Source organism: Rhodococcoides fascians A25f (assembly GCF_000760935.2).
Taxonomy (GTDB): Bacteria; Actinomycetota; Actinomycetes; order Mycobacteriales; family Mycobacteriaceae; genus Rhodococcoides.
Window position 1 is genome coordinate 2,668,475 of record NZ_CP049744.1, and the last position, 26,526, is coordinate 2,695,000.

The following is a 26,526-nucleotide window of genomic DNA, read 5'->3' on the forward strand; positions in this document are numbered from 1 at the left end:
GCGACTCGACTGGACGTGCTCGTTCGGAAAGAAGGGAACACAGTGGCGGATCGCCTGATAGTGCGAGGTGCACGGGAGCACAATCTGCGGGGAGTCGACATCGACCTGCCTCGCGATGCGCTGATCGTGTTCACAGGTCTGTCCGGCTCGGGCAAGTCGTCCCTCGCCTTCGACACGATCTTCGCCGAAGGTCAGCGTCGCTACGTGGAGTCGCTGTCCGCCTACGCGCGGCAGTTCCTCGGCCAGATGGACAAGCCGGACGTCGATTTCATCGAGGGGCTCTCGCCTGCGGTCTCCATCGATCAGAAGTCGACCAACCGCAATCCACGGTCGACCGTCGGCACCATCACCGAGGTCTACGACTACCTTCGGCTGCTGTACGCCCGTGCCGGCACGGCGCACTGCCCGGTGTGTGGTGAACAGATCGCGAAGCAGACTCCGCAGCAGATCGTCGATCAGGTGCTGGACATGGAGGAGGGTCTGAAGTTTCAGGTCCTCGCTCCGGTGGTCCGTACCCGCAAGGGCGAATTCGTCGATCTGTTCGACTCGCTCAACACGCAGGGCTACTCCCGTGTGCGCGTGGACGGCGTCGTACACCAGCTCACCAGTCCTCCTGTTCTCAAGAAGCAGGAAAAGCACGACATCGAGGTCGTCGTCGACCGCCTGACCGTCAAGTCCAGCTCGAAGCAGAGGTTGACGGATTCGGTCGAAACCGCCCTTCGACTTGCGGACGGCATCGTCGTTCTGGACTTCGTCGACCGCGACGAGAACGCTCCGGACCGCGAACGCCGGTTCTCCGAGAAGCTCGCGTGCCCCAACGGTCACCCGTTGTCCATCGACGATCTCGAGCCCCGGTCCTTCTCGTTCAACTCGCCGTACGGTGCCTGCCCCGACTGCGTCGGACTCGGCGTGCGCAAGGAGGTCGATCCCGAGCTCGTCGTTCCCGACGGCGATCTCAGCCTCGCCGACGGAGCCATCGCACCGTGGTCGATGGGCCAGACATCGGAGTACTTCGGCCGCCTGCTGTCCGGGCTCGCCGACGCGATGGGGTTCGATCTGAATGCACCGTGGAACAAGTTGCCCGCCAAGGTCAAGCGAGCGGTCCTCGAAGGCAGCGACCACCAGGTGCACGTGAAGTACAAGAATCGTTACGGCCGTACGCGCTCGTACTACGCCGAGTTCGAGGGAGTGATGCCGTTCCTGCATCGTCGTCTCGAGCAGACCGAGTCCGAGCAGATGAAGGAACGCTACGACGGGTACATGCGCGATGTGCCGTGCCCCACGTGCAACGGTGCCAGGCTGCGGCCCGAGATCTTGTCGGTCACGATCGCGGCAGGCGACTTCGGTCCGAAGTCGATCGCCGAGGTGTGCGAGCTGTCGATCGCCGATACCGCGAACTTCCTGAACAGCCTCACCCTCGGTCGTCGTGAGGAGGCGATCGCGGGCCAGGTACTCAAGGAGGTGCAGGCGCGCCTCGGCTTCCTGCTCGACGTCGGCCTGGAATACCTCTCACTGGCTCGAACGGCCGGCTCCCTGTCCGGCGGCGAGGCCCAGCGAATCCGGCTCGCCACCCAGATCGGATCGGGCCTCGTCGGCGTTCTCTATGTGTTGGACGAGCCTTCGATCGGTCTGCACCAGCGAGACAACCGTCGGTTGATCGATACGCTGACCCGGCTCCGCGACCTCGGAAACACGCTGATCGTCGTCGAGCACGACGAGGACACCATTCGTACCTCCGACTGGATCGTCGACATCGGGCCGTTGGCCGGTGAGCACGGCGGCCGCGTCGTGCACAGCGGCTCGTACGAGGACCTGTTGACCAACGAGGAATCTCTGACCGGCGCGTACCTTTCCGGGCGGATGGAGATTCCACTGCCGGACACCCGCCGCGTCGTCGACAAGAAGCGTCTGGTGACCGTCGTGGGTGCCCGCGAACACAATCTGCGCGGTATCGACGTGAGCTTCCCCCTCGGGGTGCTCACCTCGGTCACCGGAGTGTCCGGTTCGGGCAAATCCACGCTTGTCAACGACATCCTCGCGACCGTGATGGCCAACAAGCTCAACGGTGCCCGCCAGGTTCCCGGGCGGCACACCCGGATCAACGGACTCGATCAACTCGACAAACTCGTCCGGGTCGACCAGTCGCCCATCGGACGCACGCCGCGCTCCAACGCGGCAACCTACACCGGGGTCTTCGACAAGATTCGTACGTTGTTCGCAGCCACCACCGAGGCCAAGGTGCGCGGCTACCAGCCCGGGCGGTTCTCGTTCAACGTCAAGGGCGGTCGGTGCGAGGCATGCTCGGGCGACGGCACTCTCAAGATCGAGATGAACTTCCTCCCGGACGTCTACGTTCCGTGCGAGGTCTGTGAGGGCGCGCGGTACAACCGCGAGACACTCGAGGTGCATTACAAGGGCAAGACCATCGCCGAGGTTCTGGACATGCCGATCGAGGAGGCCGCGGACTTCTTCGAGGCCATCACCTCGATCCATCGATACCTCAAGACACTTGTCGAGGTCGGTCTCGGATACGTGCGGCTCGGTCAACCGGCCACCACGTTGTCCGGTGGTGAGGCGCAACGCGTCAAACTGGCCGCTGAATTGCAGAAGCGGTCCACCGGCCGCACCGTCTACATTCTCGACGAGCCGACCACCGGCTTGCACTTCGAGGACATCCGGAAGCTACTCGGCGTGGTGAACGGTTTGGTGGACAAGGGCAATACCGTGATAGTCATCGAGCACAACCTCGATGTCATCAAGGTCTCCGACTGGGTGATCGACATGGGGCCCGAGGGCGGTTCCGGTGGCGGAATGGTTGTGGCGCAGGGTGATCCGGAGGCCGTGGCGGCTGTGCCGGAAAGCTACACGGGTAAGTTCCTGCAGGAAGCGCTCACTCGTGAGTCGGTTGTTTCGCAGCCGGTGAAAGCCGCCCCGAAGAAGCGCAGGCCGCGAAAGGTCGCCGCAGTCCGGTAGCGCCCGCGAACGACGAACGCCGCATCCGATAGTGCACCGGATGCGGCGTTCGTGTTCGGGTGGTCGTCGATGCTCTCGCTCAGTGCGCCGGACCGGTGTACTTCTCGCCTGGGCCCTTTCCTGGCTCGTCCGGGTGGGCCGATGCTTCCCGGAATGCGCGCTGCAGTGCTTGCAGTCCATCGCGAATGGGTCCGGCATGGGGGCCGAGGTACTCGACCGACGCGGTGACCAGGCCTGCCAGTGCGGTGATGACACGTCGTGCCTCGTCGAGGTCCAGGTAGGGGCTCTCGGCGGGATCCGGCTCGGAGAGTCCCAACTTCTCGGCTGCGGAACTCATCAGCATGACCGCAGCGCGGCTGATGACCTCGACCGCGGGGACCTCGGCGAGTTCACGGACTTCGGGCTCGGTGCCGACTGGGTCGACACCCGCGGGATCGCCATCGGCGGGAGTGGGGGAGCTGGTCATGCCTACGAGAATCCCACGCCGCCTGCGGCCGGGAGAATCGGGTGCCGACGAGTTCGGGGGCAATCGGGCTCGATTGTCGGTTTGTCGAATCTGCTGGTAGTGTGATTTGACGACCGTCTTCGGCGTGCGCTCCTCGATGGAGTTCACCGCACGGAGGCAGCAAGTGGAGCCCGACTCCCACCGGCACGTAGCCTTCAACAAGCTACTTCCGGTCCGGTCGCACGATGGAGATCTTCACAGGTTTCCGGCGTGCTTCCTCCCAGTGAGGAGACTGTACGACGACAGTTGTCGTGCGGGTCGACCGGTCGACATCGGGCCCTGCTATCGGTTCACACCGAGAGCGGGGTTTTTTCTTTGTAGCGGTTCGTATCGCTGCCGGGGAATGTCGAGGATCGACGGCAACGGGCTGTGCCAGTGGCAGGCGGTCGGGTTACACACCACACCGCACTACCTAGGAGGCCCCATCAGCACTGAGACCCGCATCAACGATCGCATCCGAGTTCCCGAGGTCCGGCTTGTCGGACCGGGCGGTGAACAGGTGGGGATCGTGCGTGTTGAAGATGCACTCCGCTTGGCTCTCGAAGCCGACCTCGATCTTGTCGAGGTAGCTCCCGACGCACGTCCGCCGGTCTGCAAGATCATGGACTACGGGAAGTTCAAGTACGAGGCTGCGCAGAAGGCGCGCGAATCGCGCAAGAACCAGACGCTCACCGTCATCAAGGAGCAGAAGCTTCGCCCCAAGATCGACGCGCACGACTACGAGACCAAGAAGCGCAACGTCGTTCGCTTCCTCGAAGCCGGCTCGAAGGTCAAGGTCACCATCATGTTCCGCGGTCGCGAGCAGTCGCGACCCGAACTCGGTTTCCGTCTGCTGCAGCGTTTGGGCGCGGACGTCGCGGAGCTCGGCTTCGTGGAGACCTCGGCCAAGCAGGACGGCCGCAACATGACGATGGTGTTGGCGCCGCACAAGGGTGCCAAGACTCGCGTCAAGGCACAGGAGAGCGCAGCGGCACCGCCCGCGCAACGCGCACCGGCTCCCGCGCCGGAACAGCCCGCCGATGCAGCCCCGGCTGCCGAGGCACCGGCCGCAGCAGCTCCGGCTACTCCGGCGCAGACCAACTGAGCTTCGTGCTCTACGAGTAAGACAGCCCTACAACTGCTTCGGTGCACAGGTTTTCCGTTGCGCTGTACGGCTGTGCCATGCAACACCGAAGAGCTATTACAGAAGAAGAGGATTTCATGCCCAAGCAGAAGACCCACAGTGGTGCCAAGAAGCGATTCAAGGTGTCCGGCAGCGGCAAGATCCTGCGCCAGAAGGCCGGCCGTCGCCACCTGCTCGAGCACAAGCCCACCAAGGTGACTCGTCGCCTCGATGGTGTCGCCGTTGTCAAGAAGGCCGACGTGCCGCGGATCAAGCGCCTTCTCGGTATCTGATCCGGCCCGCCGCCGACTGATCTCGGTCGGCTTCATCCCTTACCATTCGGGGTTTTCACACACCCCCAGATCGACAGGATTCACCAGTGGCACGCGTAAAAAGGGCCGTCAACGCCCAGAAGAAGCGCCGTTCGATTCTCGAAGCGTCCAAGGGCTACCGCGGACAGCGCTCACGTCTGTACACCAAGGCCAAGGAGCAGCAGCTCCACTCGCTCACCTACGCGTACCGGGACCGCCGCGCGCGCAAGGGTGATTTCCGCAAGCTGTGGATCACGCGTATCAACGCTGCAGCACGGGCCAACGACATCACGTACAACCGCTTCGTCCAGGGCCTGAAGGCCGCGGGCGTCGAGGTCGATCGCAAGATCCTCGCCGAGCTTGCTGTGTCGGATGCCGCGGCTTTCGCAAGCCTGGTCGCCATCGCCAAGGCTGCACTGCCTGCCGATGTCAACGCTCCTGCCGGAGAAGCAGCCTGAGCGAGTCGCCGTACGACGATTCAACTCCGAAACGACCCGTGGATTCGCTGACCGAGCGAACACCGCGGGTCGTTTCGGCCGTCAAGCTCGCGCGTGCCGCGGAACGCAAGAAGACCGGGCAATTCCTCGCCGAGGGGTTCAATGCGGTCTCCGAGGCCGCAAAGTCCGGGCTCGTCCGCGAGCTGTTCTTCACCTCGGATGCCTTCGAGCGTCACCACGCCTTGATTTCGTCCATCGAGGCCGGCGGCGCACGAGTCTTTCCGATCACCGACCGAGCCGCGAAAGCGCTGTCCGACACCGTCACCCCGCAGGGGCTCGTCGCGGTCACCGGACTGGTCGACGTCTCGCTCGGTCGTGCGTTGGCCGATGGTCCGCGTCTGGTAGCGGTACCGGTAGAGGTCGCCGAGCCGGGCAACGCAGGGACGGTCATCCGCGTCGCAGACGCCGCCGGTGCGGATTCGGTTGTCTTGCTGGGTGACTCGGTGGATCCTCACAACGGCAAGTGCGTCCGCGCGTCAGCGGGCAGTGTGTTCCATCTCCCGATCGCCCGGGAACGCTCGATCGAATCCGGAATCGAGGCGTTACGCAGCGCGGGTCTGTCGATCGTGGCGACGGCCGCCGACGGTGAGGTCGACTTGGACGACGCCGACGAACTGCTCAGCCGGCCGACCGCGTGGTTGTTCGGCAACGAGGCACACGGGCTGCCCGAGTCGGTGGCTCGCGACGCCGATCACCGCATCCGGATCCCGATCCACGGCCGCGCCGAGAGCCTCAATTTGGCAACTGCCGCAGCGATCTGCCTGTACGCGAGCGCCCGGGCCCAGCGACGCTCCGAGACCTCGTGAGCACCTTTCGCCTAGGATCGATACCTGTCTGCCTCGTGCAGACACCGACTATTACTCGAGGAGTGCAGCTGTCGTGGCGAAGAAAGATGTCGGACCCGAGCCGGTAGATCCGAGCGTTTTGGAGGAATCTGCGCTCGGATCCGCAGTGGACTCGGCGGAGCAGGCGTTCGCCGACGCAACGAATCTCGATGCCTTGACCAAGGTCAAGATCGACCACGTGGGGGGCAAGGCTCCGTTGGCGCTGGCGCAGCGCGCACTCGGATCTATACCGGGTGAGCAGAAGGCCGACGCGGGCAAACGCGTCAAGGCAGCGCGCGACCGGGTGCAGAAGGCCTTCGACGAGCGACGTGCCATTCTTTCGGCCGAGCGGGACGCGGCAATCCTGGTGGCTGAAACCATCGACGTGACGCTACCGACCGGCCGGGCTCCGGTCGGTGCTCGGCATCCCATCACGATCATCGCCGAACAGGTTGCGGACGTCTTCGTCGGAATGGGCTGGGAGGTCGAAGAAGGCCCCGAGGTCGAGACCGAACACTTCAATTTCGACGCGCTCAACTTCCTGCCCGACCACCCGGCGCGCACGATGCAGGACACGTTCCACATCGCGCCCGAGGGATCGCGGCAGGTGTTGCGCACTCATACCTCGCCGGTGCAGGTGCGGTCGATGCTATCCCGTGAACTTCCGATCTACGTGGTCTGCCCGGGGCGGACATTCCGCACGGACGAACTCGACACGACGCACACTCCGGTCTTCCATCAGGTCGAGGGTCTCGCCATCGACAAGGGTCTGACCATGGCGCACCTGCGCGGAACGCTGGATGCGTTCGCCAAAGCGTTGTTCGGCAACGACACCCGCACGCGGATGCGGCCGAACTACTTCCCGTTCACCGAGCCGTCGGCCGAGGTCGATGTGTGGTTCCCCAAGAAGAAGGGCGGGGCCGGTTGGGTCGAGTGGGGTGGCTGCGGGATGGTCAACCCGAAGGTGTTGCAGGCCAGCGGCATCGACCCCGAGGTGTACACCGGATTCGCATTCGGAATGGGCCTCGAACGCACGCTTCAGTTCCGCAACGACATCCCGGACATGCGTGACATCGTCGAAGGCGACATCAGATTCACGCTGCCCTTCGGTGTTCGGGCCTGACGCCGCTTCACACCCGCCCCACTTCTTCTCGGATACAAGAAAGAGCTGAGCACACGTGCGAGTCCCACAATCCTGGCTGACCGAGGTCCTGCACGCGGGGACTCCCGACTGGGCTGTCTCGCCCGAGGAGCTCGACGCCGGTTTCGTGCGGGTCGGTTTCGAGGTCGAAGAACTCGAATCGCTGGACAACGTGACCGGACCGCTGGTGGTGGGCCGGGTGAGTTCGATCGAGGAACTGACCGAGTTCAAGAAGCCGATTCGATTCTGCCTGGTGGATGTCGGGGCCGACGAGCCACAGGAAATCGTCTGTGGTGCACGAAATTTTGCCGAAGGTGACCTGATCGTCGCCGCTCTGCCGGGCAGCGTTCTGCCCGGCGGATTCGCCATCGCATCGCGCAAGACGTACGGCCGCAATTCCAACGGCATGATCTGCTCGACGCTCGAGCTCGGACTCGGCCGAGACCACTCCGGCATTCTGGTGCTGCCTGCAGACACGGCCGCACCGGGTGACGACGCCAAAGAGGTTCTGGGGCTGAAGGACTCGGTCATCGAGCTGAACGTGACCCCGGATCGCGGTTACGCCTTCTCGGTCCGCGGACTGGCCCGTGAGCTTGCTTGCAGCTTCGACTTGCCCTATGTGGACCCGGCACGGACGATGCCTACCGAGGTCACCGGTGAGGCATGGTCGGTTACCGTCGAATCGAACTCGGGCGCATCACGATTCGCGTTGCGCAAGATCGTCGGCATCGATCCCACGGCGACCACTCCGTGGTGGATGCAGCGTCGCCTGCTTCTGGCCGGCGTGCGCCCGATCTCGGCTGCTGTCGACGTCACCAACTATGTGCTCCACGAGCTCGGCCAGCCGCTGCACGCGTTCGATGCGGCCAAGCTGAACGGCGATCTCGTCGTCCGCCGTGCGAACGCGGGGGAGAAGCTGACGACACTGGACGGAGTCGAGCGGTCACTCGATCCCGAGGACGTCGTCATCGCCGACGGGTCGGGAGCCATCTCGTTGGCCGGCGTCATGGGCGGGGAGTCCACCGAAGTGGACGATGCGACCACCGAGGTCGTACTCGAAGCAGCGTCGTTCGATCCGCTCGCGGTGTTCCGAACGGGCCGCCGCCACAAGCTGTCCAGTGAGGCGAGCAAGCGTTTCGAACGGACCGTGGACTCTGCTCTTCCGGTCGCAGCGCTCGATCGTGCGGCACAGTTGCTGGTCGAGATCGCCGGTGGCCGGATCGAGCCGGTGTTGACCGACATCGGCGAGGCCGCCGAGTACCCGGCAGTCACGATGGACTTCGATCTGCCCGACCGAATTGCCGGCGTGCAGTACCCCAACGGAACCGCTGCCCGACGGTTGACGCAGATCGGCTGCAGAGTCGACGTGTCGGTCGACGATGCCGGGCACGGTCAACTGACCGTGACGCCGCCGTCGTGGCGACCGGACCTGGTGCAACGCGCCGACCTGGTGGAAGAGGTGCTGCGACTGGAGGGCCTCGAGAAGATCCCGTCGGTACTGCCGTCGGCCCCCGGCGGTCGTGGCCTCACCGCTGAGCAGAAGCGCAGACGAGCGGTCGGCAAGGCGCTCGCGTTCTCCGGATACGTCGAGGTATTGCCCCCGGTGTTCCTGCCCAAGGGCGTCTTCGACACCTGGGGTCTGGACAGGGACGATCCACGGCGCGCCACCACCTCGGTCCTCAATCCGCTCGAGGCCGATCGCCCCGAGCTCGCGACCACAGTGTTGCCGGGGTTGCTCGAGATGCTGAGCCGAAACATCGCCCGCGGTCAGCGTGACGTGTCGCTGTTCGGAATTGCCCAGGTTGTGCTTCGGCACGATGCCACTGCTGCGGTGGACGCGCTGCCGGTGGATCGTCGTCCCACCGACGACCAGATCGCCATGCTTCGAGGGTCGTTGCCGGCGCAGCCGGTACATGTGGGCGTGGTGCTCACCGGTCAGCGTGAGCTGTCGGGTCCGTGGGGCCCGGGCCGCGCCGCCGAAGCAGCCGACGCTTTCGCTGCGGTACGCACAGTGGCCGAGGCGGCCGGCGTTCACGTCGATCTTCGTGCCGCCCAACATCTTCCGTGGCATCCCGGTCGATGTGCCGAGGTACTGCTCGACGGTGAGGTCGTGGGATATGCAGGCGAGCTGCACCCGGCGGTCCTCGAGCGGGCAGGCCTGCCTCCGCGTACCTGTGCCGTGGAGGTGAGCCTGAGCGCTCTGCCTGTTGTCGAATCGCTCCCGGCCCCCGAGGTGTCGCCGTATCCGGCGGTGCTCCAGGACGTTGCCGTTGTGGTCGATGCCTCCGTGCCTGCGGCGACCGTCGAGGCGGCGCTCACGATCGGCGGCGGCGATCTGCTCGAATCGATCCGGTTGTTCGACGTCTACGAGGGTGAACAAGTCGGCGAAGGTCGCAAGTCTCTGGCGTTCGCGTTGCGGTTCCGTGGAACCGACGGCACGTTGACCGAGGATCAGGCCACTGCTGCGCGCGATGCTGCGGTCGAAGCCGCAGCCAAAGCCGTCGGAGCCGAGCTGCGTAGCTGATCTGTCGGCGGCCGGACCGTCGGTTCCGTAGCGTGGAGTCACGAACGCCCACGGTGACGGGAGCAACGAATGAGTGAATCCGGAGCAGACGGCACGGCGTCCGATCTGCAGGTTGTGCACGACGTCCTCGCGGCGGTGGCCGGTCGGCCGCGGCTGGCCCCGGTAGCGGCTGCGGCCGCTGCATTGGCCGCGGAGTTGGGCACCGTCGAGCCCGAACCTGCTGGACCCGATCGGGGTGCGCCGCCGGGAACGGTGCCCGATGTCGACGTTCCACAGGTCACCAGGCCTCGGATCGATCAGCCGCTCGGAGATCCGCCGCCCGGGGCTCCACTGGGCGGCACGGTGCCGGGCATCATCGATGCGGAATTGGTCGACGATATGCCCGTCGGCGCAGGCGGTGGGTATACGGGCGACGCAGTCGGCGGCTTCACCGAATCCGGGGTGCCCACCTGGGACGGTGTCCGCGACAAAGTGGACCATCGCTCGGGAACGGCCGTCGGAGCGGAGGAGTTGGACCGGGAGTCCCGGGCCGGTCGGGATCTGGACAAGCAGTGGAACGACCGTCAGGAAGCCGGCCGCAAGAAGCTCGACGAGATCCGCAAGTCCATGGGCGGAAGCTGACACACCGGACCCGTTCATGAATGAGCTTGCATGATGCTGCATAATAAACCGCATGACTATTTCGGAGGCCGTGCCGAGGCGCATTGCGGTAGCGGGCGCAAGTGGGTACGCCGGCGGTGAAATTATTCGGCTTCTGCTCGGACACCCAGCGGTGCGCGACGGTTCGCTGGTCATCGGTTCGCTGACGGCCGGCGGCAATGCCGGGTCCACGCTCGGAGAGTTCCATCCGCATCTGTTGCCGCTGGCCGACCGGGTTCTCGGTCCGACCACCGTCGATGAGCTGGCCGGCCACGATGTCGTGTTCCTCGGGCTCCCGCACGGCAAGTCCGCCGAGCTTGCACTTGCGCTGCCCGAGTCGGTGGTGATCATCGACTGCGGTGCCGACTTCCGCCTCACCGACGGTGCGGCCTGGGAGAAGTACTACAAGAGTCCGCATGCAGGCAGCTGGCCGTACGGGTTGCCGGAGCTGCCGGGCCTCCGAGAGCGGTTGGTCGGTGCGACCCGCATCGCGGTTCCCGGGTGTTATCCGACGGTGTCGTCTCTCGCGCTCGCGCCTGCCGTCGCCGCCGGCATCATCGAGCCGCGGGTCAATATCGTTGCCGTGAGCGGTACATCGGGTGCCGGTCGGGCTCCCAAGGCCGACCTCCTGGGCTCGGAGGTGATGGGCTCGGTTCGGGCGTACGCGGTGGCGGGTGCCCACCGACACACGCCGGAGATCGTGCAGAACTTGTCGGCCGTTGCCGGGAGCGCGGTTGCGGTGTCGTTCACGCCCGTTCTCGCGCCCATGCCCCGCGGAATTCTGGCCACCTGTACCGCGATCACCACTGCCACTACAGAGCAGGCGGTCGAGGTGTACGAAAAGGCTTACGCTGCAGAACCCTTCGTGCACGTGCTTCCCGCCGGCCGTCTTCCTCAGACCGGTTCGGTGATCGGGTCGAACGCCGTACAGATGAGCGTGTCGGTCGATGCCGACGCAGGCCTGCTCGTCGTCATTGCGGCCATCGACAACTTGGCCAAGGGAACGGCGGGAGCCGCCGTTCAGTCCATGAATCTTGCACTGGGAATCACCGAGACCGATGGTCTCTCTACCGTAGGAGTAGCGCCATGAGCAGCGTTCGGAGTGAGGCGGATACCGTCGGCACGGTCGCGGGGAAGCTGGTCCGCACCCAAGGTGTCACCGCTCCCGCCGGGTTCCGCGCGGCCGGAATTCCTGCCGGTATCAAGGTAAGTGGCAGGTCGGATCTCGCTCTGGTGTTCAACGAAGGACCCGACTTCGCGGCAGCGGGTGTGTTCACCCGAAACAAGGTCAAGGCCGCTCCGGTGCTGTGGTCCCAGCAGGTGCTCTCCACCGGGCGGTTGCGTGCGGTGATTCTGAACTCCGGTGGTGCCAACGCCTGCACGGGTGCGCCCGGGTTCCAGGATGCGCATCGTACGGCCGAGGAAGTTGCGTCCGCACTGAGCAATTGGGGTTCGGAGACCGGTGCCATCGAAGTTGCCGTGTGCTCGACGGGTCTGATCGGCGATCGGCTGCCGATGGACAAGCTGCTGCCCGGTGTGACCGAGGTGGTGCACGAACTCGCAGGCGGCATTTCGGGTGGTACCGATGCGGCGTACGCGATCATGACCACCGACACCGTGCCGAAGCAGGCGGCGATTCATCACGCCGACAAGTGGAACGTCGGCGGTATGGCCAAGGGTGCCGGCATGCTGGCACCCTCGCTGGCCACGATGCTCAGCGTCATCACCACCGATGCCGTCGCCACCGCGGAACAGCTCGACAAGGCCCTGCGAGCGGCCACTCGGTTGTCCTACGATCGGCTCGATGTCGACGGCGCGTCCTCGACCAACGACACGGTGCTCCTGCTGTCGTCCGGGGCCAGTGGAGTGGCACCGTCTCAGGAAGACCTCGACGCCGCGGTCCTGGCGGTGTGCGACGACTTGGCCGATCAGATGATGGCCGACGCGGAGGGCGTGACCAAGCGAGTCAAGATCACCGTGTCGGGTGCGGTGTCGGAGGACGAGGCCCTGATCGGCGCACGGACCGTTGCCAGGGACAGCTTGACCAAGACGGCTATGTTCGGTTCGGACCCGAACTGGGGACGGGTGCTCGCTGCGATCGGTATCGCGCCGATCGAACTCGATCCCGACCGAATTGCTGTGTCGTTCAACGGCAATCCCGTGTGCATCGACGGCGTCGGCGCGCCGGGTGCTCGTGAGGTCGACCTGTCCGGTGTCGATATCGCCGTGACCATAGATCTCGGTCTCGGTGCCGGTTCGGCCACCATTCGAACCACCGACCTGTCGCACGCATACGTCGAAGAGAATTCGGCGTATTCGTCATGACCTCGGCAGCCCTGCAGTTGACGGCCGCGCAGAAGGCGTTCACTCTCGCCGAGGCTTTGCCCTGGTTGCAACGATTCTCGGGCAAGACCGTCGTGGTGAAGTACGGCGGAAACGCCATGATCGACGATGATCTCAAACGGGCGTTCGCCGCCGACATGGTGTTCCTGCGTACCGTCGGAATCCATCCCGTCGTCGTACACGGTGGTGGCCCGCAGATTTCGGCGATGCTCACCAGGCTCGGGTTGACGGGCGAGTTCCGCGGCGGATTCCGCGTCACGACGCCCGAGGTCATGGATGTCGTGCGAATGGTGCTGTTCGGGCAGGTCGGCCGTGAACTGGTCGGCTTGATCAACAGTCACGGGCCGTATGCCGTCGGCATCTCGGGCGAGGACGCGCACCTGTTCACGGCGACCCGGCGAACCGTGCTCGTCGACGGCGACCAGACCGACATCGGTCTGGTGGGCGACGTCACCTCGGTGGATCCGAAGGCGATCTTCGATCTCATTGCGGCCGGACGTATTCCGGTGGTCTCCACCATCGCTCCCGACCGCGACGGCGTCGTGCACAACATCAACGCCGACACCGCCGCCGCCGCACTGGCGAGTGCCATCGGTGCCGAAAAACTGGTTGTGCTCACCGACGTCGAGGGTCTGTACACCGCGTGGCCCGATCGCACCTCGCTGACGTCCGAAATCGATGCGTCTGCGCTCGATGCGTTGCTGCCCTCGCTCGACGCCGGGATGGTGCCGAAGATGGAAGCGTGCTTGCGCGCCGTTCGAGCAGGTGTGCCGACTGCACACGTCATCGACGGGCGCGTCGAACATTCGGTTCTGGTGGAACTGTTCACCGGCCAGGGGATCGGCACCATGGTCACCCCCGATCACACTTCTACGTCAGGAGTCACGCCATGACCGGCACGGAGTCCACGCTCGATCTTCAACAGCGGTGGTCGAATTCGCTGATGGACAACTACGGTGTGCCGCGTGTGGCGCTCGTACGCGGTGACGGTGCAGTGGTGACCGACGCCGACGGCAAGCAGTACCTCGACCTTCTCGCCGGTATCGCCGTGAACATCCTGGGCCACGCCCATCCGGCGGTGATCGAGGCGGTCAACACGCAGCTGTCCACTCTGGGACACACCTCGAATCTGTATGCCACAGAACCCGGTATCGCGTTGGCCGAGCAATTGCTCGCGCACCTCGGTGCCGGGGCCACCGGGCGAGTGTTCCTGTGCAACTCGGGAACCGAGGCCAACGAGGCAGCGTTCAAGATCGCTCGCCTGACCGGTCGTCCCAACATCGTGGCAGCCGAGAAGTCCTTCCACGGGCGGACGATGGGAGCTCTTGCACTCACCGGACAACCCGACAAGCGCACTCCGTTCGAGCCGATGCCCGCGGGCGTGCAGCACGTGCCGTACGGCGATGTGGCCGCACTCGAGGCCGTCGTCGATTCCGATACCGCCGCAGTGTTTCTCGAACCCATCATGGGTGAGGGCGGTGTGGTGGTACCACCCGAGGGATACCTCCTTGCTGCGCGTGAGATCACCGCGAAACACGGTGCGTTGCTCGTGCTCGACGAGGTGCAGACCGGAATCGGTCGAACGGGATGGTTCTACGCACATCAGTCGGTCGGCATCGTGCCCGACGTGATCACACTCGCGAAGGGCCTGGGCGGTGGCCTTCCCATCGGTGCATGCATCGGTATCGGAGCCGCGGGGGAACTGCTGCATCCGGGTAAGCACGGCACCACGTTCGGTGGTAATCCCGTGTGTGCCGCTGCCGCGCTTGCGGTGTTGCGCACCATCGCCGACGAGGATCTTCTCTCTCACGCCGACAGCATCGGCAAGACCATCGCTCACTCCATCGAGGCCCTCGAACACCCTCTCGTCAGCCATGTCCGGGGATCGGGGCTCCTCCTGGGAGTCGTGCTCACCGCGGCGATCGCACCGGCGGCCGAGGCGGCCGCGCGAGACGCAGGCTTTCTTCTCAATGCGGCGCAGCCCGATGTGTTGAGACTCGCACCACCACTGATCATCACCGAAGAGCAAGCCGCGTCGTTCGTGACGGCACTACCGGCAATTCTCGACGCAGCACAGGAGGCTCATCAGCCATGACCGTTCAGCACTTTCTCCGAGACGACGACGTCACCCCACAGCAGCAGGCCGAGATCCTCGCTCTGGCCGCCGAACTCAAGCGTGCGCCGTTCTCGAAGCGCCCGCTCGAGGGGCCGAAGGGAATCGGCGTCATCTTCGAGAAGAACTCCACCCGGACTCGCTTCTCCTTCGAACTGGGCATCGCGCAACTGGGCGGGCATGCCGTCGTGGTCACCGGAAGCGATACGCAACTCGGTCGCGAAGAGACGTTGCAGGACACCGGCCGGGTGCTCTCGCGCTACGTCGAGGCCGTCGTGTGGCGCACCTTCGGGCAGAAGCGGCTCGAGCAGATGGCGACCGGCGCAACGATTCCCATCGTCAACGCCCTGTCGAACGAATTCCACCCGTGCCAGGTACTCGCCGATCTGCAGACCCTGATCGAGCACAAGGGGAACCTGAAGGGGCGCACGTTGGCATATTTCGGTGACGGTGCCAACAACATGGCGCACTCGCTGCTCATCGGCGGAGTGACGGCAGGGCTGAACGTCAGGATCGCCGCGCCCAAGGATTTCGTTCCGCTCGGATACGTTCTCGACGCCGCCCGTGCGCGCGCCGAGGAAACCGGGGCCACCATCACCGTCACCGAGGATCCGGCCGAGGCCGCAGCCGGTGCCGACGCGCTGGTCACCGACACCTGGACGTCGATGGGTCAGGAGAACGACGGTCTCGATCGTGTCGCCCCTTTCCGGCCGTATCGAATCGACTCCGATCTCCTGTCCAAAGCCCAGTCCGACGCTGTTGTGCTGCACTGCCTCCCGGCACATCGCGGCGAGGAGATCACCGACGAGGTGCTCGACGGTCCACAGAGCGTCGTGTGGGACGAGGCGGAGAACCGTCTGCACGCGCAGAAGGCACTGCTGGTCTGGCTCCTCGACAAGGCTCAGCGACCATGAGCGAGGACGTCAGTGCGGTGCCGTTGACCGCGTCGACCCGGGCGGGCAGGCAGGCGCGAATCATTGCGCTGCTGGCCACGCATCAGGTACGCAGTCAACCGCAGCTGGCGTCGTTGCTCGCAGCCGAGGGGATCGACACCACTCAGGCCACGCTCTCGCGGGATCTCGAGGAATTGGGTGCGGTGAAACTGCGTGCCCCTGACGGCGGAGTGGGCGTGTACGTCGTGCCCGAGGACGGCAGTCCGGTCCGCGGAGTGTCCGGTGGCACCGACCGCCTCCTGAAGTTGCTGGGGGAGTTGTTGGTATCCACCGATCACAGCGGGAACCAGGCCGTGCTCCGAACACCGCCGGGCGCGGCGCACTACTTGGCCAGCGCTCTGGATCGTGCAGCAATGCCCGAGATCGTCGGGACCATTGCAGGAGACGACACGATTCTGTTGATAGCCCGCGAGCCACACACCGGTGGTCAGGTCGCGGACAAGATCGAAAAGCTTGCTCGACGCGGTAACTGAGATCCGGTTACCCATCATGCGCAACCAGAACAACGAAGGAGCTTGAACACCATGGCCGAACGCGTCATCCTCGCCTATTCCGGCGGACTCGACACCTCTGTCGCCATCAGCTGGATCGGGCGGGAGACCGGCAAGGAGGTCGTCGCTGTCGCCATCGATCTCGGGCAGGGCGGCGAGGACATGGACGTCGTGCGTCAGCGTGCACTCGATTGCGGCGCAGTCGAATCCGTCGTTGTCGATGCCCGGGACGAGTTCGCGGACGAGTACTGCCTGCCGACAGTGCAGTCCAATGCCCTGTACATGGATCGGTACCCGCTGGTGTCGGCCATCAGCCGTCCGTTGATCGTCAAGCACCTCGTCGAGAACGCGCGGGCGCACGGAGGAACCGTTGTTGCACATGGGTGCACAGGCAAGGGCAACGATCAGGTTCGGTTCGAGGTCGGCTTCAACACGCTCGCCCCCGAGCTCGAGGTGCTGGCACCCGTTCGCGACTACGCGTGGACGCGCGAGAAGGCGATCAAGTTCGCCGAGGAGAACGACATCCCGATCAACGTGACCACCAAGTCGCCGTTCTCGATCGACCAGAACGTCTGGGGGCGTGCGGTCGAAACCGGTTTCCTCGAAGACCTGTGGAACGCCCCGACCAAGGATGTCTACGACTACACCGAGGATCCGACGGTCAACTTCCAGGCCCCGGACGAGCTGATCGTCTCCTTCGACAAAGGTCGTCCCGTCGCGATCGACGGCCGTCCGGTCTCGGTACTCGAAGCGATTCGAGAGCTCAACACTCGCGCGGGAGCGCAGGGTGTCGGCCGCCTGGATGTGGTCGAAGACCGGCTCGTCGGCATCAAGAGTCGCGAGATCTACGAGGCACCGGGCGCCATGGTGCTCATCCGCGCGCACGAGGAGCTCGAGCACGTGACCCTCGAGCGTGAACTGGGCCGCTACAAGCGCCACACCGACCAGAAGTGGGCCGAGCTGGTGTACGACGGCCTGTGGCACTCCCCGCTCAAGGGTGCTCTCGATACATTCGTGGCGCACACGCAGGAACACGTCTCCGGTGACATCCGCCTGGTTCTGCACGCGGGCGGGATCATCGTCAACGGACGTCGCAGCGGGGAGTCGTTGTACGACTTCAATCTCGCCACCTACGACGAGGGTGACACGTTCGATCAGTCCGCGGCCAAGGGATTCGTTCAGCTGCACGGACTCTCGTCGAAGATCGCCGCGAAGCGGGACCTGGGCCTGTGACGAATTCGGAGACCTCGCACGGAACCAACGAAGGTTCGCTCTGGGGCGGCAGATTCGCATCCGGACCGGCCGCCGCCATGGCAGCGTTGAGCAAATCGACGCACTTCGACTGGGTGCTCGCGCCGTACGACATCCGCGCATCCATGGCGCACGCCCGCGTGCTGAACGGTGCCGGACTGCTCACCCCGCAGGACCTCGAGACCATGCTCGACGGTTTGCAACGCCTCGCCGACGACGTCGACTCGGGTGCGTTCGCGGCAGCCGAGACCGACGAGGACGTGCACGGTGCCCTCGAACGCGGGTTGATCGATCGCGTCGGACCCGAGGTCGGTGGACGCCTGCGTGCGGGCCGATCGCGAAACGACCAGGTGGCGACGCTGTTCCGAATGTGGCTCCGCGACGCGGTCCGCCGGGTCTCGGTCGGGGTTCTCGACGTGGTCGACGCCCTGGCAACTCAGGCTGCGGCGCATCCAACGGCCGTCATGCCGGGCAAGACTCATTCGCAGGCGGCGCAACCGGTGCTGCTCGCGCATCATCTGCTCGCGCACACTCATCCGCTGTTGCGTGACGTCCAGCGCTTCGCGGACTTCGACAAGCGAGCGGCGGTGTCGCCCTACGGTTCCGGTGCGCTCGCTGGTTCGTCGCTCGGGCTGAGTCCGGAGAAGATCGCGGCCGAGCTCGGGTTCGAGTCGTCCGCCGAGAACTCGATCGACGCCACGTCCTCGCGCGATTTCGCTGCGGAGGCGGCGTTCGTACTGGCGATGACGGCCGTGGATCTGTCTCGGTTCGCCGAGGAGGTCATCTCGTGGAGTACGCCCGAATACGGATACGTGACCTTGGCCGACGCTTGGTCGACGGGCAGTTCCATCATGCCTCAGAAGAAGAACCCGGACGTCGCGGAGCTGACCCGTGGCAAGACCGGCCGCCTGATCGGCAATCTGACCGGTCTGTTGGCCACGCTCAAAGCTCAACCGTTGGCCTACAACCGGGATCTTCAGGAAGACAAGGAGCCGGTGTTCGATTCGGTGGCGCAGCTGGAGTTGTTGCTCCCGGCGCTCACCGGATTGACCGCGACGCTCGAGTTCCACACCGAGCGCATGGCCGAGCTGGCACCGGCCGGTTTCACACTCGCCACCGATATCGCAGAGTGGATGGTGCGACAGGGGATTGCCTTCCGCGTTGCCCACGAGGCGGCCGGAGCGTGCGTCCGGGCGGCGGAAGCGCGGGGCGTGGGGCTGGTCGATCTGACCGATGACGAGCTGGCCGCCATCGATCCGGCGCTCACTCCGGCTGTTCGCGAGGTGCTCACGGTGGAGGGTTCCATTTCATCGCGTGATGCTCGCGGCGGTACCGCCGCGGTGCAGGTGGCGCACCAGCTCGGTGGTGTGCGGGCGACAGCGTCGACGCTTCGTGCGTGGGCCGAGGAACCGGTGTTGCAACACTAGGTGAGCAAGGGACATCCACGCCGGTTCCGTCGAATGTGATGTGAGAAGCTTTCGTCACGTGAAGACCGATGCCGGTCCTTCCGTCGGGGCCGAACGCAGGAGTGTAGTTGTGGGACTGAATGCAGACGCCGTACGTGGTCCACTGCGCCGTGCCATCGCCACGGCCCAGAACGGTCTCGAGGTCATTCGTCTCGGTGGTCTCGAAACCGAGGTGGACCCGTCGCCGTTCCGGGTGATGGACCGGGAGCCCATGTATCGGTTGCGCCGGTACTTCCCCGACGACGTGCCTGCGGATAGTCCTCCTGTGGTGCTCATTCCGCCGATGATGGTGTCCGCCGACGTCTACGACGTCACGACCGATCAGGGTGCGGCCGGAATTCTGCACGGCATGGGCCTGGACCCATGGGTGGTCGATTTCGGGTCACCCGATACCGAAGAGGGCGGGTGGAGCCGTACTCTCGCCGATCATGTCGTGGCGATCAGCGAGGTCGTCGACAAGGTGCACGAGCACACCGGCCGAGACGTTCACCTCGGTGGCTACTCGCAGGGCGGAATGTTCTGCTACCAGGCTGCTGCCTACCGGGGTGGACGAAACTTGGCCAGCCTCATCACGTTCGGGGCTCCCGTCGACACGTTGGCCGGGCTGCCGCTGGGAATCCCGGCCGGCGTGGCCACTCGGGGTGCAGAGTTTCTCGCCGATCATGTCTTCACCCGGCTGGCCGTCTCGGGCTGGATGGCGCGGACGGGATTTCAACTCCTCGATCCGGCGAAAACCGTTCGATCCCGCCTGGATTTCCTGCGGCAGTTGCACGACCGTGAGGCATTGTTGCCGCGCGAGCCGCAGCGACGCTTTCTGGCGATGGACGGCTGGGTGGCATGGTCCGGCCCGGCCGTGGCGGAGTTGCTGAAGCAGTTCGTCGTGCACAACCGCATGATGACCGGCGGGTTCGTCATCAAGGACAGATTGTTGACTCTGGCCGAACTGACGGTGCCGGTGCTGGCCTTCGTCGGTGAGGTCGACGACATCGGTCAACCATTGGCCGTACGCGGCATCCAGCGAGCGGCTCCGCGCGCACAGGTCTTCGAAACTACCTTGCGCGCAGGCCATTTCGGCCTCGTTGTCGGCAGTACGGCAGCTGCACAGACGTGGCCGACGACGGGCAACTGGATTCGGTGGCGTGAGGATCTCGGACCGAAGCCCGAGGCTGTCCGCGTGATGGAGCGCGAGGACCACAGCGATTCCGACAGCGGTGTGTCGATCACCAATCGACTGATCCACACGGCAGCCTCCATTGCCGAGGTCGGTGTCGGCGTCGGCCGGGGGCTGGCATCGGCGGCGACCGGCGCGGTACGAGGTACCCGTGAGATTTCGTCCGAGGCCGTGCGTACGCTGCCGCGGCTCGCGCGGCTCGGACAGATGCAGCCGCACAGTCGAGTCTCGTTGGGCCGCTTGATCGCCGAGCAGGGACGTAAATCGCCGAACGGCGAGTGCTTCCTGTTCGACGACCGCGTGCACACCTACGACGCGGTAAACGTCCGCATCGACAACGTCGTTCGCGGTCTGATCAGTGTCGGGGTGCGTCCTGCGTCGCGCATCGGAGTGCTGATGGAGACGCGCCCCAGTGCGTTGGCCGCCATGGCTGCGCTGTCGCGGATCGGGGCAGTGCCGGTTCTGCTGCAGCCGGGCAGCGACCTGACTGCAGCACTGCGGACGGTCGATGTCGATACCGTGATCGCAGATCCCGAGAACGTAGCGGCGGCAGTCCCGGTGACACCGAATGTGCTGGTACTGGGTGGCGGTGAGACGCGTCGACTCGAGATACCGAACGGATACGAGGTGACCGATCTCGAGGCCATCGATCCCGATGCTGTGCGCTTGCCTCAGTGGTACGAGCCCGATCCGGGCCGCGCGCGTGAATTGGCCATGGTCCTGTTCACGACGACCGATCGTGGTCTCGAGCCCCGGTACATCACCAATCACCGCTGGGCACTCTCGGCCTTCGGCACCGCGACCACGGCCGCGCTCGGCCCTGGCGATACCGTGTATTGCCTTGCTCCGCTGCATCATTCGGCGGGAATTCTGGTCACGATCGGTGGCGCGCTCGCGGGTGGGTCGCGGATTGCGCTCTCCCGTGGTCTCGACCCCGAGCGGTTCAGTGAAGAGGTCTACCGCTACGGCGTGACCGTGGTCAGTTACACGTGGACGATGATGCGGCAGATCCTCGACGACGGTCGTTTCCCGGTAGATTCCGGCCATCCGGTCCGCCTGTTCATCGGCTCCGGCATGCCGGTCGGACTGTGGCGCCGCACGCTGGCACGATTCAGCCCTGCTCGGGTGCTCGAGTTCTACGCATCGACCGAGAACGACGTCATTCTGGCCAACGTGGCTGGATTGAAGATCGGCTCGAAAGGCCGCCCCCTGCCCGGCAGTGCCCGGGTTGCCCTTGCGGCCTACGACCCGATCACCGGCCGACTCGAAGAGGACGACGACGGTTTCGTTCGGCAGTGCCGCGACGACGAGATCGGGCTGCTCTTGGGTCGACCGAGCGGCGAGGGCGAAGCGACCAGCCATGTGATGCGCGGTGTCTTCGAGCCCACGGACGCATGGATTCCCACCGAGAATCTCTTCCGACGCGATTCCGACGGAGACTACTGGCTGATCGACCGCAAGGACACCGTCGTACGTTCGGCGTGCGGCCCGGTCTACACCCAGCCCATCGTCGATGCTGTCGGCGATCTCGACCAGGTGGATTCGGCTGTGGTCTACGGCGTACACGTCGCCGTCGATCGTCCACGGTCGGTTCGTGTCGATGCGGCTGCCACCGAGGTTGCTGTTTGCGCCATCTCTCTGCAACCCGAAGCAGTGATCACCGCTCGTGCATTGACGGATACGCTCGGTGCGCTGCTCCCTGCCGAGCGTCCGGCCATCGTGCACGTAGTGTCCGAAATCCCGGTGGGTCGCGCGTATCGGCCCAATGCGACGGCGCTGAAGGAAGCGGGCATCCCGACGCCCAGTGCCCGGTCGTGGTTCTACGACTCGGAGTCCAACAGTTACCGCCGTTTGACCAAAGCCGTTGTTGCCGAGCGTTTTGTGGGTGGGGGCGAGTCCACCGAAAAGTCCTCCTAGGAGGAACGACTCGAAAATGAGGAGTGGAGCCTGCCGGGGACGGCTCGTTCGGTAGCGTGGTCGAGTACATCACTCCGACTCGGTCGGAGCAGAACGAAGGACACTTGTGGCAATCGATTCGACACTGCTTTCCATTCTCGCGTGCCCGGTGGACAAGGGTTCGCTGTTGCTGGTCGAGGGCGAACTGCTCTACAACCCGCGACTGCGTCGCGCATATCCGATAGAGAACGGCATCCCGGTCCTGCTCGCCGACGATGCGCGTGATGTCGACGACGCCGAGCACGAGTCGATTCTGGCCCGCGCTACGTCCTAGACCGCCTTGTTGCTCACGGGGTTCGTCGACGCAGTGTCGCGGCCGCCCCGGTCAGAGCGGCAACGATGAACGCCACGACCACAGCGATATCGGTCCACGTGCGGCCGGTGACGCCTGGGTGATGGGATATCTCCTGCAGGGCGTCCACCAGGTAGCTCAGTGGCAGAACGTTGCTGATGGCGCTCAACCAGCTCGGCATCTGACCGCGAGGTACCAGGAGTCCACAAAGGAACAGCTGGGGGATCACGACGACCGGCATGAACTGGACGGCCTGAAATTCGGTACGAGCGAATGCGCTGCACAGCAAGCCGATCGCGACGCCGAGCATTGCTGCAAGCACTGCGATCACCAGAACCCAGGCAACGGAGCCCTCGATGTCGAGCCCGAGAAATCCGAACGTGACAGCGCACGCGAGCAGGGCTTGTCCCACCGCGGCGAGCGAGAACGCGGAGCCGTAACTCGCCAGCAGGTCCAGCTTGGACATCGGCGTCGTCAGCAGGCGTTCGAGCGTTCCCGAGGTTCGTTCGCGCTGCATCGAGATCGACGTGATCAGAAACATGACGACGAACGGCAGGATGCCGAGCATCGTGATTGCGATCCTGTCGAACAGCGACTGCTGGTTCGGCGGTGAGGGAACGTCGCGGTACAGGAAATACAGCAACACCATCAGCAGAGATGGCACGAGCAGAACCATGGCAACCGATCTGTGGTCGGCTCTGAGCTGACGAAGAATTCGCCCCGTGCCCGCTGCGTAGATTCTCGCGTTCACGATTGCTGCCCCGCCGATCTGATGATCGAGAGGAATGCACGATCGAGATTCGTTTCGTTCGTCTGCTCGAGCAACGCGTCCGGGCTCGATTGAGCCAGCACGGAGCCGTCGCGCATCAGCACGAGCCGGCTGCAGTGCTCCGCCTCCTCCATCACGTGGCTCGAGACCAACACCGTCGTACCTGCGTTCGCGAGATCGGCGAAACGCGACCACAGCTCCGAACGAAGCACCGGATCCAATCCGACGGTCGGCTCGTCGAGTACCAGCAGTTCTGGTTCTGCGACCAGCACACTGGCCAACGAGACCCGTCCCAACTGTCCACCGGAGAGTTCGCCTGCACGCGACGCCGCGTGATCGGCGAGTCCCACTGCCTCGATCGCGGAAGCCACCTCTGCGCGGCCGCGACCGTACAGCGACCCGAAGTACTGCACGTTCTCACGAACGGTGAGGTCGCGGTAGACACTCGGTGCCTGGGTCACGTACCCGACTGTGCGACGCAACGATGCGGAGCCGGCCGGTGATCCGAGAACCGTCACGGTTCCGCTTGCCACGATCTGGGTGCCGACGATTGCGCGAATCAACGTCGTCTTCCCGCAGCCCGAAGGACCGAGAAGTCCGGTGATGGCACCGCGAGGGATTGACAGGGACAGATTGCGCAGCACGGTTCGCTTGCCTCGGCGAACCGTCAGCCCTGTGACCTCGACAGCATGCTGCCCGGTGAACGCCATGTGGGCCTCCAGACTTCATCGGATGGTGAAGTCATAGCCCTGTCGGCGCGTCGTGGTCAAGGGCGCAGCATCATGGGATGGGTGAACGTCGCTGACTTGGAAAGCGGAGAGCCGGAAGACGCAGCCCGACGCATTCTCGGGGGAACCGTCCACGCAGGTGAAGTGTCTTTGCGCATCGTGGAAGTCGAGGCATACGGCGGTCCACTCGACGGTCCGTGGCCCGACCCGGCGGCGCATTCCTTCCGTGGTTCGACACCTCGCAACGAGGTGATGTTCGGGCCGGCGGGGCGGCTGTACGTCTACCTGAGCTACGGAATGCACTTGTGCATGAACGTCAGCTGCGGTCCGGACGGGATGGCCGCCGCCGTGTTACTCCGGGCAGGTGAAGTGGTGGCCGGTCATGACATCGTCGAGGGCAGGCGCGCCGGCCGCAGTCCACGGTCTGCACGAGTGGAGGCCGGCTGGGCCCGCGGGCCGGGCAATCTCGGTCGAGCCTTGGGCGTCTCGCTGGCGGACAACGGAACGGAACTGTTCGACGCCTCGTCCGCTGTCACCCTCCAGCTACTCTCGCACCCGCTGCCGGAGCAGGCTGTCGCGTCCGGCCCACGCGTCGGGGTGAGTCTGGCAGCCGATCGACCGTGGCGCTTCTGGATTCGTGGATCTTCGGCGGTATCGAGCTACAAACGCAGTCCCCGCGCCGCGGTGCCCGGTGGCCTGGAGGCCTGACCGACGGGTCGATGCGTGCATGCGGGAAGATCGACGTCGTGAGTGAGAACATCATCGACGAAATGACCTGGCGCGGACTGATCGCGCAGTCCACCGATGTGGACGCGCTGAGGGAGGCGACGTCCGAGGGTCCGATCACGCTGTATTCCGGTTTCGATCCGACCGGTCCGTCGCTGCACGCAGGGCACTTGGTGCCGTTGCTCGCTCTCAAGCGGTTTCAGCGGGCCGGACATCGGCCGATCATTCTCGCCGGCGGAGCGACGGGACTGATCGGTGACCCTCGCGACGTGGGGGAGCGGACCATGAATTCTCCCGAGGTCGTCACCGAGTGGGCAACGCGAATTCGAGGTCAGCTCGAGCGTTTCGTCGACTTGGACGACAGCCCCACGGGTGCGGTTGTGGTGAACAATCTGTCGTGGACGGGCGAGCTGTCCGCCATCGATTTTCTACGCGACATCGGCAAGCATTTCTCGATCAACGTGATGCTCGCCCGCGAGACGGTCAAGAACAGGCTCGAGAGCGACGGAATGTCGTACACCGAGTTCAGCTACATGCTGTTGCAGGCCAACGACTACGTCCAGCTACGCCGGGAGTACGGGTGCAGTCTTCAGATCGGTGGCTCCGATCAGTGGGGCAACATCATTGCCGGTGTCGAACTGAACAGACGCCAGGATGCCGAGTCGGTCCATGCAATGACCGTTCCGCTGGTGACCGCAGCCGATGGAAAGAAGTTCGGCAAATCCACCGGTGGTGGCAGCCTGTGGCTCGACCCGGAGATGACGAGCCCGTACGCCTGGTACCAGTACTTCGTCAATACCGGTGACGCGGACGTCGTGAAGTACCTGCGTTGGTTCACCTTCCTGTCGAAGGAGGAGTTGGCCGAACTCGAAGTCGCCACTTCGGAGCGTCCGCACGCGCGCGAGGCACAAAAACGTCTGGCCGCAGAAATGACCACCCTCGTACACGGGGAAGAGTCGACGCGATCGGTCGAGCTCGCCAGTCAGGCACTTTTCGGACGTGCAGAACTGGCAGAACTCGACGAGAAGACTCTCGCCGCCGCGTTGCAGGAAGCATCTGTGGCCGACATCGAGGTCGGTGCTCCGAACACCATCGTGGATCTGCTTGTCGCCACGGGACTGAGCGAAAGCAAAGGCGCGGCCCGGCGTGCGGTCAAGGAGGGCGGCGCATCGGTCAACAACGTCAAGATTTCCGACGAGGACTGGACGCCCACCGCGGACGATCTACTGCACGGACGGTGGCTGGTGGTTCGACGCGGAAAGCGGAACTTCGCCGGCGCGCGGGTCTCGAGCTAGCTTCGCGCGTTGTCAGTGGTCGGAGTCACATCCATGTAATTTGGTTACGACGCCCGTTAGGTGGGTAGTTGAACAGTTGCGACCAGGCTGTTCACACGATTCGCGTGTGAACGACCTGGGGATTTGACGCGTTGTTATCCGGGGCGTAACTTTGTCCAGGTCAGAGCGACACGGACGCCAGCCCAGACCGCAAGGCCTGAGCAAAGCGGAGGTTGCTTTCGACGACATGGAGAGTGGAGCCGCAAGGTTCGACTTCCTTGGATGAGAAGCCAGTTTGACTGTGCTCGATCATCTGATCTAAGCTGGACCGGTTGCCCCGGACATTTACGAGCATCTGCTCGTCGCTGAATGGTGTGCGCGTGTTCTTTGAGAACTCAACAGTGTGTCGATGAATGTCAGTGCCGAATTTTTGTTTGGTGAAAGCATTCGATGTATCAGCCATCCGCTTGTGGTGGT

23 protein-coding genes are annotated in these 26,526 nt (G+C 64.6%); 20 read left to right on the plus strand and 3 right to left on the minus strand.

The genetic code is table 11. The features are described from left to right. Positions 1 to 42: 42 nt before the first annotated feature. A complete protein-coding gene (gene uvrA / locus BH93_RS12720; protein WP_032379507.1) occupies positions 43 to 2,973 on the plus strand; it encodes an excinuclease ABC subunit UvrA in 2,931 nt (976 codons plus the stop codon). A gap of 79 nt (positions 2,974 to 3,052) precedes the next feature. Here the strand turns inward: uvrA and BH93_RS12725 are convergent, their stop codons facing one another. After that, the gene (locus tag BH93_RS12725) at positions 3,053 to 3,439 is read right to left on the minus strand and encodes a DUF1844 domain-containing protein (protein WP_037178006.1); all 387 of its coding nucleotides are present in this window, start codon (positions 3,437 to 3,439) and stop codon (positions 3,053 to 3,055) included. 382 nt (positions 3,440 to 3,821) lie between these two features. Here BH93_RS12725 and infC point away from each other — a divergent pair, with 382 nt between their 5' ends. The 17 genes from infC (at position 3,822) to BH93_RS12810 (ending at position 22,534) form a co-directional block, all read left to right on the plus strand. Next, positions 3,822 to 4,562: a translation initiation factor IF-3 gene (gene infC, locus BH93_RS12730; RefSeq protein WP_052058412.1), complete on the plus strand. Its 741-nt coding sequence runs from the start codon at positions 3,822 to 3,824 to the stop codon at positions 4,560 to 4,562. Between the two features lie 116 nt (positions 4,563 to 4,678). After that, entirely contained in the window at positions 4,679 to 4,873 is a 195-nt protein-coding gene (rpmI, locus tag BH93_RS12735) for a 50S ribosomal protein L35 (protein WP_008715923.1), read from the plus strand. Positions 4,874 to 4,959: 86 nt separating this feature from the next. After that, positions 4,960 to 5,349, plus strand: coding sequence for a 50S ribosomal protein L20 (gene rplT / locus BH93_RS12740; protein ID WP_032378959.1), 390 nt, complete (start codon positions 4,960 to 4,962; stop codon positions 5,347 to 5,349). A 38-nt stretch (positions 5,350 to 5,387) separates the two neighbouring features. Next, positions 5,388 to 6,194, plus strand: coding sequence for a TrmH family RNA methyltransferase (locus BH93_RS12745; RefSeq protein ID WP_037177608.1), 807 nt, complete (start codon positions 5,388 to 5,390; stop codon positions 6,192 to 6,194). Positions 6,195 to 6,267: 73 nt separating this feature from the next. Beyond that, positions 6,268 to 7,335: a phenylalanine--tRNA ligase subunit alpha gene (gene pheS / locus BH93_RS12750; protein ID WP_037177610.1), complete on the plus strand. Its 1,068-nt coding sequence runs from the start codon at positions 6,268 to 6,270 to the stop codon at positions 7,333 to 7,335. Positions 7,336 to 7,390: 55 nt separating this feature from the next. Continuing rightward, complete coding sequence (pheT, locus tag BH93_RS12755; RefSeq protein ID WP_037177614.1) at positions 7,391 to 9,877, plus strand: phenylalanine--tRNA ligase subunit beta; 2,487 nt, start codon at positions 7,391 to 7,393, stop codon at positions 9,875 to 9,877. 69 nt (positions 9,878 to 9,946) lie between these two features. Beyond that, positions 9,947 to 10,498, plus strand: coding sequence for a hypothetical protein (locus tag BH93_RS12760; RefSeq protein WP_037177616.1), 552 nt, complete (start codon positions 9,947 to 9,949; stop codon positions 10,496 to 10,498). A gap of 52 nt (positions 10,499 to 10,550) precedes the next feature. Beyond that, a complete protein-coding gene (gene argC, locus BH93_RS12765) occupies positions 10,551 to 11,606 on the plus strand; it encodes an N-acetyl-gamma-glutamyl-phosphate reductase (protein WP_037177618.1) in 1,056 nt (351 codons plus the stop codon). Further along, complete coding sequence (argJ, locus tag BH93_RS12770) at positions 11,603 to 12,841, plus strand: bifunctional glutamate N-acetyltransferase/amino-acid acetyltransferase ArgJ (protein ID WP_037177620.1); 1,239 nt, start codon at positions 11,603 to 11,605, stop codon at positions 12,839 to 12,841. Before argC ends, argJ begins: the two co-directional genes overlap by 4 nt. Further along, positions 12,838 to 13,752 (plus strand): acetylglutamate kinase, encoded by a 915-nt coding sequence (argB, locus tag BH93_RS12775; protein ID WP_032378953.1) that lies wholly within the window; start codon positions 12,838 to 12,840, stop codon positions 13,750 to 13,752. The genes argJ and argB overlap by 4 nt, the downstream gene beginning before the upstream one ends. Then, positions 13,749 to 14,954, plus strand: coding sequence for an acetylornithine transaminase (locus tag BH93_RS12780; RefSeq protein ID WP_032378952.1), 1,206 nt, complete (start codon positions 13,749 to 13,751; stop codon positions 14,952 to 14,954). The genes argB and BH93_RS12780 overlap by 4 nt, the downstream gene beginning before the upstream one ends. Next, a complete protein-coding gene (gene argF, locus BH93_RS12785; RefSeq protein WP_037177622.1) occupies positions 14,951 to 15,886 on the plus strand; it encodes an ornithine carbamoyltransferase in 936 nt (311 codons plus the stop codon). Before BH93_RS12780 ends, argF begins: the two co-directional genes overlap by 4 nt. Further along, the gene (locus tag BH93_RS12790; RefSeq protein ID WP_032378950.1) at positions 15,883 to 16,398 is read left to right on the plus strand and encodes an arginine repressor; all 516 of its coding nucleotides are present in this window, start codon (positions 15,883 to 15,885) and stop codon (positions 16,396 to 16,398) included. The genes argF and BH93_RS12790 overlap by 4 nt, the downstream gene beginning before the upstream one ends. 51 nt (positions 16,399 to 16,449) lie before the next feature. After that, positions 16,450 to 17,649, plus strand: a complete 1,200-nt coding sequence (locus tag BH93_RS12795) for an argininosuccinate synthase (protein WP_037177624.1) — start codon at positions 16,450 to 16,452, stop codon at positions 17,647 to 17,649. Further along, on the plus strand, positions 17,646 to 19,094 hold the full coding sequence (argH, locus tag BH93_RS12800; protein WP_032378948.1) for an argininosuccinate lyase: 1,449 nt from the start codon (positions 17,646 to 17,648) through the stop codon (positions 19,092 to 19,094). Before BH93_RS12795 ends, argH begins: the two co-directional genes overlap by 4 nt. A 109-nt stretch (positions 19,095 to 19,203) precedes the next feature. Beyond that, positions 19,204 to 22,221 carry an AMP-binding protein gene (locus tag BH93_RS12805; RefSeq protein ID WP_037178009.1) on the plus strand — a complete coding sequence of 1,006 codons (3,018 nt, stop codon included), beginning with the start codon at positions 19,204 to 19,206 and terminating at the stop codon, positions 22,219 to 22,221. Positions 22,222 to 22,327: 106 nt separating this feature from the next. After that, entirely contained in the window at positions 22,328 to 22,534 is a 207-nt protein-coding gene (locus BH93_RS12810) for a Trm112 family protein (protein ID WP_032378947.1), read from the plus strand. Positions 22,535 to 22,547: 13 nt separating this feature from the next. Here BH93_RS12810 and BH93_RS12815 read toward each other — a convergent pair whose 3' ends face one another. Together BH93_RS12815 and BH93_RS12820 are read right to left on the minus strand one after the other, a co-directional pair. Then, complete coding sequence (locus BH93_RS12815; RefSeq protein ID WP_037177625.1) at positions 22,548 to 23,303, minus strand: ABC transporter permease; 756 nt, start codon at positions 23,301 to 23,303, stop codon at positions 22,548 to 22,550. Further along, complete coding sequence (locus tag BH93_RS12820) at positions 23,300 to 24,031, minus strand: ABC transporter ATP-binding protein (protein ID WP_037177627.1); 732 nt, start codon at positions 24,029 to 24,031, stop codon at positions 23,300 to 23,302. The genes BH93_RS12815 and BH93_RS12820 overlap by 4 nt, the downstream gene beginning before the upstream one ends. A gap of 72 nt (positions 24,032 to 24,103) precedes the next feature. Between BH93_RS12820 and BH93_RS12825 the strand changes: the two genes are divergently transcribed. Continuing rightward, positions 24,104 to 24,757, plus strand: coding sequence for a DNA-3-methyladenine glycosylase (locus BH93_RS12825; protein WP_052065894.1), 654 nt, complete (start codon positions 24,104 to 24,106; stop codon positions 24,755 to 24,757). A gap of 38 nt (positions 24,758 to 24,795) precedes the next feature. Next, a complete protein-coding gene (tyrS, locus tag BH93_RS12830) occupies positions 24,796 to 26,070 on the plus strand; it encodes a tyrosine--tRNA ligase (RefSeq protein ID WP_032379501.1) in 1,275 nt (424 codons plus the stop codon). Positions 26,071 to 26,526: the final 456 nt, after the last annotated feature.

What these genes read in the sequence shown, in the direction of transcription:
- rpmI (WP_008715923.1), top strand. Translation starts at nt 4,679, where the DNA reads ATGCCCAAGCAGAAGACCCACAGTGGTGCCAAGAAGCGATTCAAGGTG.
- BH93_RS12825 (WP_052065894.1), top strand. Translation starts at nt 24,104, where the DNA reads ATGGGATGGGTGAACGTCGCTGACTTGGAAAGCGGAGAGCCGGAAGAC.
- BH93_RS12790 (WP_032378950.1), top strand. Translation starts at nt 15,883, where the DNA reads ATGAGCGAGGACGTCAGTGCGGTGCCGTTGACCGCGTCGACCCGGGCG.
- BH93_RS12760 (WP_037177616.1), top strand. Translation starts at nt 9,947, where the DNA reads ATGAGTGAATCCGGAGCAGACGGCACGGCGTCCGATCTGCAGGTTGTG.
- infC (WP_052058412.1), top strand. Translation starts at nt 3,822, where the DNA reads ATGTCGAGGATCGACGGCAACGGGCTGTGCCAGTGGCAGGCGGTCGGG.
- BH93_RS12780 (WP_032378952.1), top strand. Translation starts at nt 13,749, where the DNA reads ATGACCGGCACGGAGTCCACGCTCGATCTTCAACAGCGGTGGTCGAAT.
- BH93_RS12725 (WP_037178006.1), bottom strand. Translation starts at nt 3,439, where the DNA reads ATGACCAGCTCCCCCACTCCCGCCGATGGCGATCCCGCGGGTGTCGAC.
- argF (WP_037177622.1), top strand. Translation starts at nt 14,951, where the DNA reads ATGACCGTTCAGCACTTTCTCCGAGACGACGACGTCACCCCACAGCAG.
- argC (WP_037177618.1), top strand. Translation starts at nt 10,551, where the DNA reads ATGACTATTTCGGAGGCCGTGCCGAGGCGCATTGCGGTAGCGGGCGCA.
- argB (WP_032378953.1), top strand. Translation starts at nt 12,838, where the DNA reads ATGACCTCGGCAGCCCTGCAGTTGACGGCCGCGCAGAAGGCGTTCACT.
- BH93_RS12795 (WP_037177624.1), top strand. Translation starts at nt 16,450, where the DNA reads ATGGCCGAACGCGTCATCCTCGCCTATTCCGGCGGACTCGACACCTCT.
- BH93_RS12820 (WP_037177627.1), bottom strand. Translation starts at nt 24,031, where the DNA reads ATGGCGTTCACCGGGCAGCATGCTGTCGAGGTCACAGGGCTGACGGTT.
- argJ (WP_037177620.1), top strand. Translation starts at nt 11,603, where the DNA reads ATGAGCAGCGTTCGGAGTGAGGCGGATACCGTCGGCACGGTCGCGGGG.